Raw genomic sequence first — 15,881 nt, forward strand, 5'->3', positions numbered from 1 at the left:
ATCCTCAGTTGTCGAACGAAGTAACGCGCGCGCGAATAGCGCTTAAAGTATCATCCTGCAGCAGTTCACCATTGCGCCATACAGTCTTAAGTTCATTGGCACTGCCGTCGACTTGCTGGAAGTCGCCGTCTCTCACGGCTACGGTTCGGAACTGTCCATTGTCGGCAGCCAGTCCGAGCAGGCCGCGCTTGGAACGTTTGCCGGTATCCGTAACCGGATCCTTGTAAACGTCGCGCCAAGTGCCCCCAACCTTGGCAGCCGAAGCTTTGTAGGCAAACTGCATGGTGTCACGGTCGCACTTTTGTAGCAAGGCGCCGCCCATGCCGAACGCGATATTCGAGGCGCTGAAGCCTTCAGCCGTCAGCCGGTTGAGGATCGCCTCTATGCTGACTGGATTGACGCCGTCGCCCTGAATAACGCGGACGTTTTTCAGCACGCGATAGCCCTTTGTATTGGTATCGGTGCCGAATTTTTCGGCCAGCAGACTTACCGTCTTCGCCACCACCTCGACGGGATCGCCGCTGTCTGGACGAACCACCAACGTGGCGCCGCTATCTATCACCTGCTGGCGCAGATTTTCGCCCCACATGTGCTCGACGGCGTGAAACAGATCGTAGGAATCCGACACCACCGCGAACAAGGCGCCCGGCTTGCCGAAATGGCGGATCATATTGGCGTAGGCGGCTTCTTCGTTGGGACGTTCCCAACTGGTGATGGTTGAGTGTTCGGCCGCAGGGATCGAGAAACCGGCTAGGGGTTCGTTGTAGAAACGGCGGGCGGCAACAAGGGCGGCCAGTGTATCCGTCCCCTGGAAGTTGGTTAGGTGCGCCATGCCGCCGAGAGCGGCAGACTGGTTCGAGGAGACACCGCGGGCGCCGAAGTCGTGAAGTTTAAAGGGAAGTTCAGCATCGGGCGTATCTGAGGTGGTGATCAGGTGCTTGCGGATAAGCTGACGGACACCGTTACTGATAGTAGCGACCGTGATTGGGTACCACACGCGCAGCAAGGCCGTTTCGACATAACTCGTGAGCCAGAAGAAGTCCGGATCGGTATTGACCACGGTCATCATAGGCAGGCGCACCGACGCAATCGTGCCTTCTGGCTGCGCGCGGATCTCCAGCGGCAGATGGCCGCCGTGGCGATTGACCAAAAGCTCCCAGCCTGCACGGTGAAACGGCAGACCGTGTGGTACCAGAATCGCTTCAGCCTCGTCGATATCGGCCCGGGTGACGGGCTTGGAGAACTCAGCTTTCAAGATGGCCTGGAGTCCGAAGAATAGAGCCTTTTTATAGGCGCCGCCGCGCGCTTCGACATACGAAAACACCTGTTCGGTCGCGGGCGGATATTGGCGGAAGTGGCTGATTTTGTAACTGTCGGTATTGAGGATCGGGTTGGTAGTCATGACTGAAGCTCCTTCAGGTTAGTTGTCCGTTTGGGGTCTTTCCCCATGGATTGAATTGGGCGAGTTCAGCTGGCGCCGATGAAGTGTTCCAAGATGAAGTAATGATCTTCAAACAGCAGTTCGCGCATCTGCCGCGCTTCGGACAACGAAACCCAGCGGGCGCGGGCTGCGTCATCTGCTCCGCGCACCTGGGGCAGGTCACCGCTTGGGAACTCGAAGTAGAAGGCATGGGTGATCGTTCGGCCACGTTGTGAGCGGTCCGGTTCGTCGAACACGCGCTGGCCTTTCAGGCTGCCGCGTAACACGGGCAGAGGCAGCTTAATCCGCGTTTCTTCCTTGAGCTCGCGAAGCGCGGCGGTCAGAAGCGTCTCTTGCTGGTTGACGAAACCACCCGGAAGCGCCCACAAACCCTTGCCGGGCTGAGCCCCGCGCTTGACGAGTAAAACATGGCCGGAATGGACGATAACTGCATCGACCGTGGTGAAGGTCGGCGGGTAGGGGGCAGCGGCCCATGCTGTTTTATAGGCGCTGATATGTCTGTATTCTTCAGCCAGTTGGGCAAAAGTCTTTGTCTTACGGAATGCCAGTAGTGTCTCGAAGACAGGCTTTGGTACGTTGGCTTCGACAAGGCGCAGGGCGCCGTTGTCTTCTGAAAACAGATGTTCACGCAGTTCCGTCGCTGACAGGCCGGAAGCAAAGGGAACATCGATCAGGTTCCATTGTGGGAAGGCGTGCAGATACCAGGAGCTGTCGTCCTTCTCATGCCCGATCAGTCCGATGCTCGAGTCGGACAGTGTCTTGCCGGCGGCGATAACAACTTCGGAAACGTTACGCTGAACGTCTGACTGCCAGGCGCCTTCATTATACAAATGGTCGGGGATGTGGCGGGTAACGACGCGATCAGCATCGTTGCCCAATGCCGCGCGCAGCATGACCTCCCGTTCGGCTGAAGAAAAAGGATTGCGGGTCGAGCGTGCAGATTGCGCAGAGCCAATCAGCACGATGAGCCGGTCACAGTTTTGCAGCGCACGCCGAACGACAGATAGGTGACCGTTATGGAAAGGTTCGAAACGCCCGATAAAGGCGATGAAATCGTAGTGCATGAGGCTCCCTCATTGCGATGTAGCACCTGGTCCGCCCAGGCAATGCAACAATTTCACTAAATTCAGAAGTTGTCAATGCACGGATGCTCAACATGCGATAGCACCGACGTCCGCTTCTGTAACGGGCCACTTAAAGTCAATCCCTTTTGAGCCATTTCCGATCGCCGGCTTCGCGCTTCTGTCCGCGGTCATCTCTGACCCTGCCTCTGGTGGGGTATGATCGTGATCGACCGCAGACCGATGGTCTCTACCGCGCGGTCATGGCGCACATGGTGCAGCATGCCATTGACCGTGGCCTGAAACTCAATTTATCGGCCGGAGCGCCACATTTTAAACGTCACCGGGGAGCGCAAGCATGGATGGAATATCTTCTGATCGTGGACAGCTACTTGCCGTTGTGGCGGCGATCACAGGCATTCCATCGCCATCGAACTGCTGCGCCGCAATCGCTATGGCACCAGTCGGACGGTGAAGGTGAAGCCCTGAGTCGGGTGGCGGTCCCTATTTCAGAGTTAGCACGATCAGCGACTTGGCCGGCTGTGTCAGAACGACATAGCCATTCTCAAGACGGGCCCCGTCAAAGGGTTGCGGCGTAACAGACGCCGGCCGCCCGAAGTCATTGTGCGCGTCCATTTCAGATGCCGTCAATATCTGGGCGCTGAGCGTCTGTGCCTTCAGCCCACCCAGATCGAGACGTGTCTCAACGGCCTCCTGCGGCGACAAATTAGTCAGGGCCAGGAGGTATTCTCCCTTCGCGCCGCGCGCCGCCGCACCGCTGAGCGAGGGCATCCATCTACTGCCTACCTTGATATCCGGTGCCGCCAGACGCAGCGGCAGGGCCGTCGCCTCCTGAAACGGTACATACATCTGATAAGCATAATAGGTGGGCGTCAGCACCATTTCTGAACCGCGCGTAAGGATGAGTGATTGCAGCACATTGACCGTCTGGGCGATATTGGCCATGCGCACACGGTCAGAGTGGCGGATGAAGATGTCGAAATTCACCGCCGCGACCAGACCATCACGCAGGCTGTTTTGCTGATAGAGATGGCCCGGTTCCGTCCCCGTTTCGACCGTGTACCAGGTGCCCCATTCGTCGATAAACAAGGCCACCCGTTTTTGTGGATCGTGGGCGTCCATTACGCGGGAATGGGCCGTGATATAGTCATCCATCTTCATGGTCTGAACGAAGGTGTCGGCCCAGTCCTGTGTGTCAAAGCCCGTGGCGGGTTTGGTCACATCAACATTACCAGTCGGTGAAGTGTAATAGTGGACCGAAATCGCATCCATCTTCTCAAGCGCCTCGCCCATCACGGCGTCCGTCCATTCGGTAAGGCCATTCTTGGCCCCTACCGCAACTCGCATGGTCTGCGAATGGTAAAAGGCAGTAAAGCGCATAAATTCGCGCCCGTATTGCTGAGGCGTCATCTTGCCGCCGCAACCCCAGTATTCGTTGCCAATACCGACAAATTTCAACGGCCACGGCTTGTCACGGCCATTGCGACGTCGCTCTTGCGCCAAAGTGTCATCGCCGTCAGAGGTCATATATTCGACCCATTGCCGCATCTCGGTCGGGGTTGAGGCTCCGACATTCATCGAGACATACGCGTCGGCACCGATCTGCTCCACAAAGTCGAAATATTCATGCGTGCCAAAGGCATTTGTTTCGGGCGAACCGGCCCACCAGTTATTTTTGCGCGCAGGCCGTTTGGCGCGCGGACCGATACCGTCGCGCCAGGCATATTCATCGGCAAAGCATCCGCCGGGCCAGCGCACGACCGGAACGCGGATCGCCTTCAACGCACCGACGACGTCGCTGCGGATGCCGCGCACATTGGGGATGCGGCTGTTGGGACCGACCCAGATACCGTCATAGATGCCGCGGCCTAGATGCTCGGAAAACTGGCCGAAGACGTAGCGGCTGATGACCGGGCCCGGTCGTTCAGGCATGATCACGCCGGAGGCGCGCAACGGCTCGGCAAATGCCGCGCCCGCCAGGAGGCAGCCGCTGAGGACAACACCCGCCAGACGGGACCAGAGCTTAAAGTTTAGGCTCACATGGTGTCTCATCGTCTCAAACCCCTCAATCCGACGGTCGCCAGAAAATTGGCTGACCAATTTGGTGAACTTGTAAGGCATAGCAAAGCGATCAGTCAATCCAATCTGACATACAACAGGCGAACCGTAGAGATTACAAAATCTCAAAAATCAACTTTTACGAAGGTTGTCTGTTTACGGTGTTGTATTTTTTGGCGGGGTTGTGCCTCTTCTTGACATACCGCTACATTTTTAGAGAGACTGACAGAATGGCCCGGATTGGTCAGAGCTAATCCCCAAAGTTCAGGGTGCACGGCAAAGCCCCCAGTCCTTAAATAGTGGCCTCGCAATGCCGGTCATCTCGTAGGTCCGGGCAGTCTCTCTGCTGGTAATTCTAGCGGCTGTTGAGAATAACATCCAGTTGCCTGGTACGGCGCCCCGAAAGCCCTGCAGCCTCGGCAAACTCTGGCCAGCGGTCGAGGGCGGTTTTCACACAATCATAGGCTTCTTCGGCATCAGCCACCCTAACACCAGAAGCCTTCGCCTCAGCCATAATGTGTGCGTTGTTGGGGTTTCGTCCTTCGCCCGCAATGGTCAGGTTATGTTCGCCCCCGGGGCCCGACGAAAAGGTGATGTCGTAGGCAGGCGTGGCGCTCCATATGCCATCAGCATCTATCGCAAACGCATGGTTCTTGGCATGATCGTCCCTGTTCCGGGCCAAAACGTTGAAGACCATGCGGCGGAACATTTGCTTCACATGACGCTCATCGCGTGTCACGATACCCGATGCCGTTGTTGATGAGAAGCGCGGCTTGGTCTTCCATGCGCAAAATTGTTTCAAAAATTGATTCAGCTTTGGGATTCTGCAAAATGATAAGAGCGTCGGGAGGAGTTTTGAATTGGGCGTCCATCGCTGTCTTGGCGGTAAGTTTCTTGACGACGTCATGCGCTGGCCGAGCTACAGAGAGCAGCATTAGCGCGGAAAGTAATGCGTTAACAATAAAACGTAATGCGTTAACAATAAGAGTAAAGGCTTTTTTAGACCAAGAATGCGTGAGCAGCATAAACCCGTTGCTCGCGCCGCAAGAGGCAGAAGTAGAAGGCTTCATTCAACGTGGAGGCGGTAGCATATCTGTTGACCCCGGCCTTAACCCCCTTTGTATTCTCAATAGTTATAGCCCTGACACCTTGGCAAAGGTTCAAAATATAGATCCTGTAGCAGCCTATGCCTATGCTTATTATCTGTATGATCGAAAAGGATGCTCCGCTTTTCCCGAAATTAAAAATTCTTTGATTAGAGCATTTGAATCAAAAATAGATCTGAAGGGCAGTTATGGCGAAATCTCTTCCGTTTACAGAGTGCCCGAAGCTGGACATTTTTTGTATGGAGTCGCTACCGTATGTCTCGAATATGATGAGTACAGTAGGTATGAATACTATTATTTCCAGTCCTTTATTCGCGGCCTGGCACAGCCGGGAATCACACTTTAATTGCGATATGTGGATATGACCGTTCAGTATGTAAAAAAAGAGATATCGTCCTCATCGCCAGCCTTTCGATGTGTTCTTAGGCAAAATGGGCAAGAGTCGCTAACATACCCGTAGGGAATAAGTGTGCGAATTTTAGAATAAAATGTGGGTATTTTTGTTGGTATCTTAGCGCTAGAACCTATAAAATATAAGGGATGTTGTAGCCTCCTCGCCTACCAACACCTTTTTCGCAATAAGCCTCATATAGGCCTGAAATCCCTTTTTTCATCAATATTATTCTGTGGCTCAGCGTCTCATTGTTGCACAGATTTTGATGGAGATTGTCAGGTGAAGCTTGGTGTCAAGCGGCCGTGAGCGCGGTGGCGAACGACTGGAACTCCGCGTCAAGGACTTCCGCCTGTTCTGTCAGGCTGCGCGCAAGCCCAAGCAATTGGACAGAGGCCGCACCGGTCAACTCGGCGGAATGTTCAACACCATTGATGTTTTCAGTAACCGCCAGAGTTCGCAACACGGCCTCGTTTGTGTTCGAAGCAATTTCTTTTGTCGCCATGCCCTGTTGCTCTACGGCGGCCGCGACGGCGTCGGTACGCTCGGCAACGTCTTCAATCCGCGAAGATATCTCATTAATGGCCGCAAGGCTTGCAGACGTCGCGCCCTGAATCTCTTCTATGCGTTTTGAAATATCACTCGTGGCACTGGCGGTTTGCTGGGCTAATGCCTTAACTTCCGCTGCCACGACGGCAAAGCCCTTTCCGGCCTCGCCCGCGCGCGCGGACTCGATCGTGGCGTTTAGAGCTAAAAGATTGGTTTGGCTGGCAATATCACTAATGAGGCTCACGACCTCGCCAATAGTGGCGGCCGAAGCAGCTAAGGTGCGGATATCTTCCTGACTGCGCGATGCCACCTCTGCGGCGCGCGTAGAGGCCAGGGTCGTATCCTTCACCTGGTTCGAAATCTCCTGAACGGAAGCGCTCATTTCTTCCGTTGCAGCCGCGACGGTTTGGACATTGTGCGCAGCGTGACTAGCGGCCTCATTTACCGCAGAGGCTTGTCGCGCCGTCTCTCCCGCAGATGCCGAAAGCGTCTGAGCCGCTGTTGACAGATCCTCTGAGGAACGGACCATTTCACTGGCCATAGCCGCCATCCTGTGTCGGAACCGGTCGATGAGATTTCGCTCATGGTCAATCCTTTCCAGACGCGCCGCCCTTGCGGCTTCCTGTTCGGTTCTTAAGTGAATACGCTCCTCACACATGTCTTTGAACGAGAGGATCGCCCGCGCCATGACACCGATTTCATCTTTCTGAGCCGCCCAAGGGACTGCAGGCGTTAAGTCTTCCTGCGCCAATCGTGCCATAACACTGGACATAGCTACCAGGCGCGATGACATGCTTCGTGAGATAAGGATAGCTAACCCAATCGAAAGAAGGGCAATTAAAGCGGCTACGCTTAATATCGCCGTGAGCTTTCCGGACACGGCATTGATGCGAGTGGCAAGCAGTGCATCAAGTTCATCCGTCGTCGTTTGCCATAGAGCGTTTGTAGCAGCGTCAAGGTTTTGGTGGGCAGAGTCAAACCTTGTTCTTTCCGCCATGCTGGGCGTTAGACCCGCCCTCAGCGTCAGGGAAATGGCATGACGTTCCTCTGACAGGGTTTGAAACGCAGCTTCAAACCTTTGTGTTGGCGTGCGAAGCTTTTGGCTCAGCAAGCTGTTTTTTGTTCCGCTCACCGCAGACGCAAGGCCAAAGGATAACTGCTCATAAGCCGTATCGAGCTTGGCGCCTGAAATCTCGAAGTCAATCATGTCGAGCTGTGTGGGGATACGGTCAGAAATTTCCGTCAGTGAATGAGCTAAGTTATCGTTTAAATTAACTATTTCAGGAAGTGATACCGTCACACCGGACTGCAAATAGTAGCTGTCTACATCCGGATCCAGGGTGAGATTGCTGGCATCGGCGGCGCGCGTAATGAGCTTAGCTAAAGTACCCGGGACAAGTTGACTTGAACTTCGGGAGGCTGCCAGAGTTTTAGAAAACTCAGGTGTAACCGTGAAGTGCACGTCTTTGCTCAGGTCTGGCGACGTGCCATCGGCCAGAGATTTCCAGAGCGGGCGGATGTAGGCTAGCCCTTCACGTTCTGACTGACTGAAGGTTATCATTGACCGCTCACTCATAATGAACAGCCCGGTCATGAAAGCGAGCGGTACAGCCATTGCCGCAACGATAATTGAAAATTTGCCGGCCAATGGCACATTACTCAGGTGCATAAACCGCCCCTCCCATCTTTTACGCATCACTCAAAAGTTGAATAACAGTGTTTTGCGAGTCGGGTTAATAAAGCCATAAGTAAACCACCATTTCGGGAGTTTTCTCAGAAATTCTAGGTATGGGGGTGGGTAAAGATAAGCGCCGCGTCAATTCCCGACGAATGGAAGTCTGGCTGGCCTAAAGCTTGCGGTGTCGGCGCATCCAGGCAGCCGCATAACCGCAGATGGGCACAACCGAATAGCCCTTTTCGGCGGCGGAGGTCATAATGCCCTCCATCAGGCGGCCCGCCGCACCGGTGCCACGCAGGGCAGGTGGGGCCTCGACATAGTCGATATAGAGCTGGTCGCCCGATAAGCGGTAATCGGCGTGGGCGATCTCACCGTCGATATCCAGTTCGAACCGGCTTGCTTCGGTATTGTCGATGACCTGTGCGTTCATGAGGGGCTCCTTTGTGGTAAAGGTAAGTGCTAAGGGGCCGGAGTTCAATTCAGCGCGCTTCACATAGCGGTGAGCCATGCAAAACAGGTGGCTGTGGACATTTTTGGACACAGGGGTGTCCAAATCGTGCGCTACCCTCTATCTTCATCGCCAATTCCCCGCCCATAGTGGGGAAACGACACTTAACTTTGTTTCCGGCGGACGCGCCGGGCGTTTGGGGATTTCACCATGACAGACAACGATCACGGATCAGGCGACAGGGATCGCGGCACCTATTCGCCGCCGACCGAAGATCACTTGAGCTATGAACGTCGTGTCCCCACATCGCGCGATCAGGCGCCGGTGACCCTGATCGTCAGCGGCATCTGCCTGGTGGTTCTTCTTTTGGCGGTGGTGATCCTGTACAATTTCGCTCTCAACAAGCAAGGCAATATCGCGCCTGAGGTTGGCGATCCCCTCGGCGATGTCAAGGAAGGCCAGGTTCAGGAAGCCAAGCCGCTTAGCGATCAGGATATGAGCGTAGAAGGCGGCGTAGCCTTCGCGCCAGGTTCGGAAGTGCCGGGCGCGCGTCCCGCCGCCAGCGCGGGCGTCGTTGATGTCGCACCGTTGCCGGCCGCGCCGATCACCGGCCCGCTGCCGTCGCAAGCGGGCACAAGCGCGGCTACAACCTCCAGCGCTGTGGCTTCGTCCGCCGCTGCGCCGGCTGTGACACCTGCCAAACCGGTGGTGGCACCGCCCAAGCCCGCCACCACGCCGCCGGTCGCTGCTTCCGGTTCGTCGGCGGTACAGATCGGCGCCTTCACCTCGACCGAGATCGCCAACAGTGAATACGCCAAGGTGGCGTCGTCCTACGGTCTCTTTGTGGGTGGCGCCGGCAAGCGCGTCGAGAAGGTCACCACGCCAAACGGCACCTTCTATCGCACGGCCTTTACCGGCCTGAGCGCGGAAAAGGCCAAGTCGTTCTGCGCCGCGCTCAAATCTGCCGGGCATGACTGTATCGTAAAATAAGGCATTCTTCTGTGGCCAAGGCGATCGCGGCATGTATCCTGGGGCTTGAAGGCGTCGAACTGACGCCTGAGGAGCGCAAGTTTTTCAGCGACATCCAGCCGCTGGGCTTTATTCTGTTCCGGCGCAATATCGAGACGCCGGAACAGGTCAAGGCGCTGGTGGCTTCCCTGAAAGCCTTGGTGGATCATGAAGCCCTTATCCTAATCGATCAGGAAGGGGGCAGGGTGCGCCGCCTGCGTCCGCCACACTGGCCGGAATATCCAGCGGCCGGCCGCTATGCCGAGGTCACCAACGATCCCAACGAGGAGCGCGAACTGGTGCGGCTAGGCGCGCGCCTGATGGCGCATGATCTGGCCGATCTGGGCATCAATGTCGATTGCGCCCCGGTGCTCGATGTGCAGCAGCCGGATGCTCACGAGATTGTCGGCGACCGGGCCTATGGTCACACGCCACAAGATGTCGCCATCATGGGCCGGGCCGCCTGCGAAGGCTTCCTGGCGGGCGGTGTATTGCCGGTCATCAAGCACATACCCGGTCATGGCCGCGCCGGCGCCGATTCGCACATGGACCTGCCCTGCGTCGATGCCAAGCTCGATGACCTGATGCGCGGTGATTTTTATCCGTTTCAGGTCAATGCTGACATGCCGATCGCTATGACGGCGCATGTGCTTTATCGCGCCATCGACAAGCGCAATCCGGCCACCACCTCGAAGAAATGTCTCAAGATCGTCCGCGATGTCATCGGTTTTGACGGCCTTCTGGTTACCGACGACCTCTCGATGAATGCCTTGTCGGGCACGCTTGGCAAGCGTGCGAAAGCCGCTGTGCGTGCCGGTGTTGACGTGGTCCTGCATTGCAGCGGTCAGATGGCCGAGATGAAGCAGGTCGTGCATGAAACGCCGAAGTTGAAAGGCGAATCACTGCGCCGCGCCCGTGCAGCTATCAAGCGCATCCTGCGCGTCCACGAACCGCTCGATATTATTGATGCCCGCGCCCGTTTTGATGTGGTGCTGGCGCGCGGTCAGGAAGCCGTGACCAAGGTTGATCCTACTGAAAGTCAGGCGTCGTGAACCGCGATACCAGCCCCAGAGGCTTTGAAAACGACGTCCTGCAAAGGCAACTCGATTTCGACGGGCCGGGACCGGAGGTCGCTGAGGAAATCGCGCCTGACGATACCCTCGTGCTCGATCTCGATGGCTATGAAGGGCCGCTGCACGTCCTGCTGGCGCTGGCCCGTCAGCAAAAGGTCGATCTGCTCAAGATATCGATTACCCGTCTGGCCGAGCAATATCTCTCCTTCATCCAGGAAGCGCGTCGCTTACGCTTTTCTCTGGCGGCCGATTACCTCGTCATGGCGTCTTGGCTGGCCTATCTGAAATCACGCCTGCTGCTGCCGCAGGCCGAGCGCAAGCAAACCAACGAGCCTCAGCCCGAAGAACTGGCAGCGGCGCTGGCTTTCCGCCTGAAAAAACTGGAAGCCATGCGCAAGTCGGTCGAGGCCCTGACCTCGCGGCCCCAGCTCAAGCGTGATGTGTTTGCGCGGGGCGATCCGGAGGCGCGGCTCATCATTCCGTCATCGCGCATCGAGGCTAATGTGTTCGACCTGATGAGCGCCTATGTGACGCAGCGCCGGCGCGAAATTGAGCGCCATTACGACCCCACGCGCCGCATCGAGGCCTATTCGCTGGAAGACGCGCGCGATAATCTGCGGGCGCAATTGCCAAAGCTGAACAACTGGACGGCGCTCGAAGACGTGGCGCCGCAGCCCTATGGCGCGGGCGGTCCACGCCGCGTCTCCTATGTCGCCTCCACCTTGAGTGCCTCGCTCGAACTGGCCAAGGAAGGCCATTTGCAGCTTCAGCAACTGGCGACTTTCGAGACGCTCTATATGCGCAAAAGGCAACCTATCACGGGAGACAGGACATGACGCCGGAAACCGTGGAACGCGCCATCGAGGCGCTTTTGTTCGCGGCCGATGGACCGCTGTCGGCGTCGGAAATCGCCTATCGCCTGCCGGAAGGCGCTGAGGTTGGGAAGGCGCTGGCGGCCTTGCGGGCGCGCTATGCCGGCCGTGGCGTGGCGCTGGAAATCATCAACGACCGCTGGCAGTTCCGCACCGCCGCCGATCTGGGTTACCTGATGGTCGAGGAGCGCGAGGAACCGCGAAGGCTTTCTAAGGCCGCGCTGGAAACCCTGGCCATCATAGCCTACCACCAGCCGGTGACGCGCGCCGAGATCGAGGCCGTGCGCGGGGTTGGTCTCTCACGCGGCACGCTCGACGTGCTGCACGAAATGAACCTGATCAAGCTGCGCGGTCGCAGACGTAGCCCCGGCCGTCCGGTCACCTACGGCACGACCGATGCCTTCCTGGAGCAGTTCTCGCTGCCCTCGCTTGCCGATCTGCCGGGCGCCGCCGAAATGCGGGCTGCGGGGCTGCTCGATATCAACGTGCCGGCCGATTTCATGGTGCCCGATCCTTCCAGTGGGCAGACCACCGAAGATCCGCTTCTGCTTGAAGAAATGGAAGAGACCGAATTTGCCCAAGACTTTTTCGAGAAGGACTGACTTCTTTGAAAAAGACTGAGTTTTCACTTCCAACATGCATAAACTTGCGCCTATAAGGACGTAAATCTGTCCGTAGGGACTGACATATAAAAGCCGCGCCACCATGTATGAGTGTAGGCTGCGGGTTTAAGGAGAAATGACATGGGTAGTTTAAGCATCTGGCACTGGTTGCTGGTCGGTGTGGTGGTTCTGGTCCTCTTCGGCGGCGGCAAGCTGTCCGGCCTCATGGGCGATGCCGCAAAGGGCATCAAGGCGTTTAAGAACGGCCTGAAGGACGACGAAGACGATGTGAAGGTCAAGAAGGCTGACGAAGAGCCTAAGGCTTAGTCGCATCTATCTGAACTCCTAAGAGAAAGTCTTTCACATGGTGCCCGGTATCGGGGGCGGTGAGCTCATCCTTATTGCTGTCGTGGCCCTCGTTGTCGTCGGTCCGAAAGACCTGCCGAAATTGTTGCGTCAACTTGGCCGCTTTGTCGGCAAGATGCGCCGCATGGCGGATGAATTCCGCACTTCCTTCGAGGATATGGCGCGACAGAGCGAACTGGACGATCTGCGTAAGGAAGTCGATGCGCTCAGATCCGGCAAGCTGAACGGGCTTGAGGATATGTCGTCCCAGATGAAATCCATTGAGAGCGATATCAATTCGAGCCTGCAAACCAAGACGCAGGTCTATAATGGCGGCGCCAATATTACGGCGCCCGTCGAAGATACCGAAATGGACATCAACCAGATTGACGCCGACCGCGAAGCCATGCTGGAAGCCCAGATGGAAGGCCTGCCGCCACAAGGTAAACCGGAAAAACCCAAGCGCGTCCGCAAGGCGCCTGTAAAGGCCGCGCCGGTCGAGGTTGTCAATATCGAGCCCACCGTGACGCCGGTCAAACGCACACGCACCAAGAAGACTGTAGCTAAACCGAACGAGACTGAAGCATGAGCGAGAACCTGCCGGCTCAGATTATCGAGGACAAGTCCAAGCGCAGCATCGTAACCCCGATGGACCACGACGAGGCCGATATCGAATCCTCGCGCGCGCCCCTGATGGATCACCTGATCGAATTGCGCACCCGCATTATCATCATGGTGGTGGCCTTCTTCATTTGCGTGATCGGCTGCTATGCCTTCCACACCCATATCCTGAACCTGCTCGTGCACCCCCTGGCGGTCGCCTCGTCTCTTTACGAAGAAGAACAGCGCAATGCCGGCCATGGCGGCCCGTTCGACCTGATCATGGTCCTGACCGGCCTGAAAACCATCGCCAACGTCAAGAATATCCCGCTCATCGCCACGGCGCCGATGGAGGTCTTCTTCACCAATCTGCGCCTGGCCATGTTCGGCGGGGTGATCGTTAGCTTTCCTGTGCTGGCCTTTCAGCTTTACCGCTTCGTGGCGCCTGGCCTTTACAAGCGCGAACGTCTGGCCTTCCTGCCGTTCCTGATCGCCGCCCCCGTGCTTTTCATTATGGGCATGGCGCTGGTCTATTTCCTGATCCTGCCGATGGTGCTGTGGTTCTCGCTGAACCAGCAGATCGTCGGCAATGCCGGCGTCGCCGTCCAGTTTATGCCGAAGGTATCAGAATATCTGCAACTGATCGAAACCCTGATGATCGCCTTTGGCCTGTGTTTCCAGTTGCCGGTGATCATCACCTTGCTGGGCCTGACCGGCATGGTGACCTCCAAGATGCTGGCCGGTTTCCGCCGCTACGCTATTCTGGGCATCGTGGTCGTCGCCGCCGTGGTCACCCCGCCGGACCCGATCTCGCAGATCATGCTCTCCGTGCCGATCTGGCTGCTCTATGAGGTCTCGATCCTGTGCGTGAAGATCATCGAACTCCGCAAGGGGCGTAACGCCCCTTGACCCGTAACGCGATGGTGTATGCGCCGTCGTCTATGGGCTTGCCTGATCCGCAAACCATTGTATAGACACACACATGCCTTCATCCTCCCCTGTGAAACGGGGGAGGTGGCACGGCGCTCGCCTCGGCAGAGGCGATGTCCGTGACGGAGGGGCAGACACCGCATTCAGTCAAGGCTTCTCACATGCACGATATCAAGGCGATCCGCGAAAATCCTCAGAGCTATGTTCAGGGCTGGTCGCGTCGCGGCCGCGAAACCGCGCAATCGGATGTCGATGCCCTGCTGTCGCTGGATGCCGATCTGCGTGCCGCAAAAACCGCCTTCGAGACCAATCAGGCGCAACTGAAAAAGCTGTCCGGCGAAATCGGCAAGGCCAAGGGCCAGAAGGACGAGGCGCGCGCTGCCGAACTGATGACCGAGGTTGAGGGCCTGAAAGGCGCGATCAGTGCGGCGCAGGAGACCGAACGTCTGAAGACCGAAGAGCTGAAAGACCTGCTGTCCAGCCTGCCGAATATCCCGTTTGAGGATGTACCGGAAGGCGCCGATGAGCACGGTAATGTCGAGGTTCGCAAACACGGCGCACCAAACATTTTGAGCTTCCCCGCCAAGGATCACGCCGATCTGGGCGAAGCTTTGAAGGGGCCAACTGGCCCACTGATGGACTTTGAAGCCGCTGCCAAAATGTCCGGCTCGCGCTTCGTCGTTTTGAAAGGTCAATTGGCGCGTCTGGAGCGTGCCATCGGCCAGTTCATGCTCGATGTTCAGACGAGCGAGCATGGATATATTGAAGTAAATCCGCCAGTTTTGGTGCGGGAACAGGCTCTTTTCGGAACAGGTCAACTGCCAAAGTTTGAAGAAGATCTGTTTTTTGCTACGTCTCTATTTCAATCAAATCAAGCATTGAAAGACGGGGATTACAGGTCGGGCTTTTACATCAAAGAACCTGCTGGTGTTGATGTTTATGCCGATGAAAATGGTGAAATTGTTGATCTAAAGACTAGTGTTTGGGGGAGGGCAAAAATTGTAAATACTCCGCACTATCTCATCCCTACTGCCGAAGTCACCCTGACCAATCTCGTCCGTGAAGCTATCACCGCCGAGGAAGACCTGCCGCTGCGTCTGACTGCTCTTACTAATTGCTTCCGCGCCGAGGCCGGTTCGGCCGGCCGCGACACCAAGGGCATGATCCGTCAGCACCAGTTCCAGAAGGTCGAACTGGTCTCGATTACCACGCCGGAGCAATCCGACGCCGAACACGACCGCATGACCACTTGCGCCGAAACCATCCTGAAAAAGCTCGACCTGTCGTTCCGCACCATGCTGCTCTGCACGGGCGATATGGGCTTTGGCGCGAAGAAGACCTACGATCTCGAAGTCTGGTTGCCGTCGCAAAACACCTACCGCGAAATCTCGTCCTGCTCGAACTGCGGGGATTTTCAGGCGCGTCGCATGGACGCCCGCACCCGCAAGGCTGGCGAGAAGGGCACCCGCTTTGTCCATACGCTCAATGGCTCCGGTCTAGCGGTTGGCCGCACCCTGGTCGCCATCATGGAAAACTATCAGGACGAGGGCGGCCGCATCGCCATTCCGTCGGTGCTCCAGCCCTATATGGGCGGCCTGACGCATATCGGGTAGTAAAGCAAGATACCCCACCACCGCGCCATTCTTTATGGCGTGGTGGTGGGGTATCTTTCTTGCTTTGAGTGCTGCTTTCATCGTT

16 protein-coding genes are annotated in these 15,881 nt (G+C 56.8%); 9 read left to right on the forward strand and 7 right to left on the reverse strand.

Annotation, left to right across the window (positions count from 1 at the left end; translation table 11 throughout):
* Window positions 1–4: 4 nt before the first annotated feature.
* The 5 genes from ABQ278_RS07920 to ABQ278_RS07940 form a co-directional block, all read right to left on the reverse strand.
* Window positions 5–1,402, reverse strand: a complete 1,398-nt coding sequence (locus ABQ278_RS07920; RefSeq protein WP_349321999.1) for a nicotinate phosphoribosyltransferase — start codon at window positions 1,400–1,402, stop codon at window positions 5–7.
* A 65-nt stretch (window positions 1,403–1,467) separates the two neighbouring features.
* The gene (locus ABQ278_RS07925; protein WP_349322000.1) at window positions 1,468–2,505 is read right to left on the reverse strand and encodes a bifunctional nicotinamide-nucleotide adenylyltransferase/Nudix hydroxylase; all 1,038 of its coding nucleotides are present in this window, start codon (window positions 2,503–2,505) and stop codon (window positions 1,468–1,470) included.
* A gap of 501 nt (window positions 2,506–3,006) precedes the next feature.
* A complete protein-coding gene (locus tag ABQ278_RS07930; protein WP_349322001.1) occupies window positions 3,007–4,575 on the reverse strand; it encodes an alpha-L-arabinofuranosidase C-terminal domain-containing protein in 1,569 nt (522 codons plus the stop codon).
* Window positions 4,576–4,936: 361 nt separating this feature from the next.
* Complete coding sequence (locus ABQ278_RS07935; protein ID WP_349322123.1) at window positions 4,937–5,290, reverse strand: HipA domain-containing protein; 354 nt, start codon at window positions 5,288–5,290, stop codon at window positions 4,937–4,939.
* Between the two features lie 16 nt (window positions 5,291–5,306).
* Entirely contained in the window at window positions 5,307–5,606 is a 300-nt protein-coding gene (locus tag ABQ278_RS07940; RefSeq protein WP_349322002.1) for a hypothetical protein, read from the reverse strand.
* Here ABQ278_RS07940 and ABQ278_RS07945 point away from each other — a divergent pair.
* On the forward strand, window positions 5,596–6,033 hold the full coding sequence (locus ABQ278_RS07945; protein WP_349322003.1) for a hypothetical protein: 438 nt from the start codon (window positions 5,596–5,598) through the stop codon (window positions 6,031–6,033). The two genes, ABQ278_RS07940 and ABQ278_RS07945, sit on opposite strands and share 11 nt — an antisense overlap.
* A 340-nt stretch (window positions 6,034–6,373) precedes the next feature.
* Here the strand turns inward: ABQ278_RS07945 and ABQ278_RS07950 are convergent, their stop codons facing one another.
* Both ABQ278_RS07950 and ABQ278_RS07955 read right to left on the reverse strand, forming a co-directional pair.
* The gene (locus ABQ278_RS07950; RefSeq protein WP_349322004.1) at window positions 6,374–8,296 is read right to left on the reverse strand and encodes a methyl-accepting chemotaxis protein; all 1,923 of its coding nucleotides are present in this window, start codon (window positions 8,294–8,296) and stop codon (window positions 6,374–6,376) included.
* Between the two features lie 178 nt (window positions 8,297–8,474).
* The gene (locus ABQ278_RS07955) at window positions 8,475–8,735 is read right to left on the reverse strand and encodes a GNAT family N-acetyltransferase (RefSeq protein WP_349322005.1); all 261 of its coding nucleotides are present in this window, start codon (window positions 8,733–8,735) and stop codon (window positions 8,475–8,477) included.
* A gap of 228 nt (window positions 8,736–8,963) precedes the next feature.
* On the opposite strand from ABQ278_RS07955, the gene ABQ278_RS07960 reads away from it, so the two are divergent.
* The 8 genes from ABQ278_RS07960 (at window position 8,964) to serS (ending at window position 15,796) form a co-directional block, all read left to right on the forward strand.
* Window positions 8,964–9,743, forward strand: coding sequence for an SPOR domain-containing protein (locus ABQ278_RS07960; RefSeq protein WP_349322006.1), 780 nt, complete (start codon window positions 8,964–8,966; stop codon window positions 9,741–9,743).
* Window positions 9,744–9,754: 11 nt separating this feature from the next.
* Complete coding sequence (nagZ, locus tag ABQ278_RS07965; protein WP_349322007.1) at window positions 9,755–10,813, forward strand: beta-N-acetylhexosaminidase; 1,059 nt, start codon at window positions 9,755–9,757, stop codon at window positions 10,811–10,813.
* Window positions 10,810–11,670 carry a ScpA family protein gene (locus ABQ278_RS07970; RefSeq protein WP_349322008.1) on the forward strand — a complete coding sequence of 287 codons (861 nt, stop codon included), beginning with the start codon at window positions 10,810–10,812 and terminating at the stop codon, window positions 11,668–11,670. The genes nagZ and ABQ278_RS07970 overlap by 4 nt, the downstream gene beginning before the upstream one ends.
* Entirely contained in the window at window positions 11,667–12,308 is a 642-nt protein-coding gene (gene scpB, locus ABQ278_RS07975; protein ID WP_349322009.1) for an SMC-Scp complex subunit ScpB, read from the forward strand. The genes ABQ278_RS07970 and scpB overlap by 4 nt, the downstream gene beginning before the upstream one ends.
* Before the next feature lie 141 nt (window positions 12,309–12,449).
* Entirely contained in the window at window positions 12,450–12,635 is a 186-nt protein-coding gene (locus ABQ278_RS07980; protein WP_349322010.1) for a twin-arginine translocase TatA/TatE family subunit, read from the forward strand.
* A 37-nt stretch (window positions 12,636–12,672) separates the two neighbouring features.
* The gene (tatB, locus tag ABQ278_RS07985; RefSeq protein WP_349322011.1) at window positions 12,673–13,242 is read left to right on the forward strand and encodes a Sec-independent protein translocase protein TatB; all 570 of its coding nucleotides are present in this window, start codon (window positions 12,673–12,675) and stop codon (window positions 13,240–13,242) included.
* Window positions 13,239–14,162: a twin-arginine translocase subunit TatC gene (gene tatC, locus ABQ278_RS07990; protein ID WP_349322012.1), complete on the forward strand. Its 924-nt coding sequence runs from the start codon at window positions 13,239–13,241 to the stop codon at window positions 14,160–14,162. The genes tatB and tatC overlap by 4 nt, the downstream gene beginning before the upstream one ends.
* A gap of 182 nt (window positions 14,163–14,344) precedes the next feature.
* Window positions 14,345–15,796: a serine--tRNA ligase gene (serS, locus tag ABQ278_RS07995; protein ID WP_349322013.1), complete on the forward strand. Its 1,452-nt coding sequence runs from the start codon at window positions 14,345–14,347 to the stop codon at window positions 15,794–15,796.
* The last annotated feature ends 85 nt before the right edge of the window (window positions 15,797–15,881 follow it).

Source organism: Asticcacaulis sp. MM231 (assembly GCF_964186625.1).
Lineage (GTDB): Bacteria > Pseudomonadota > Alphaproteobacteria > Caulobacterales > Caulobacteraceae > Asticcacaulis.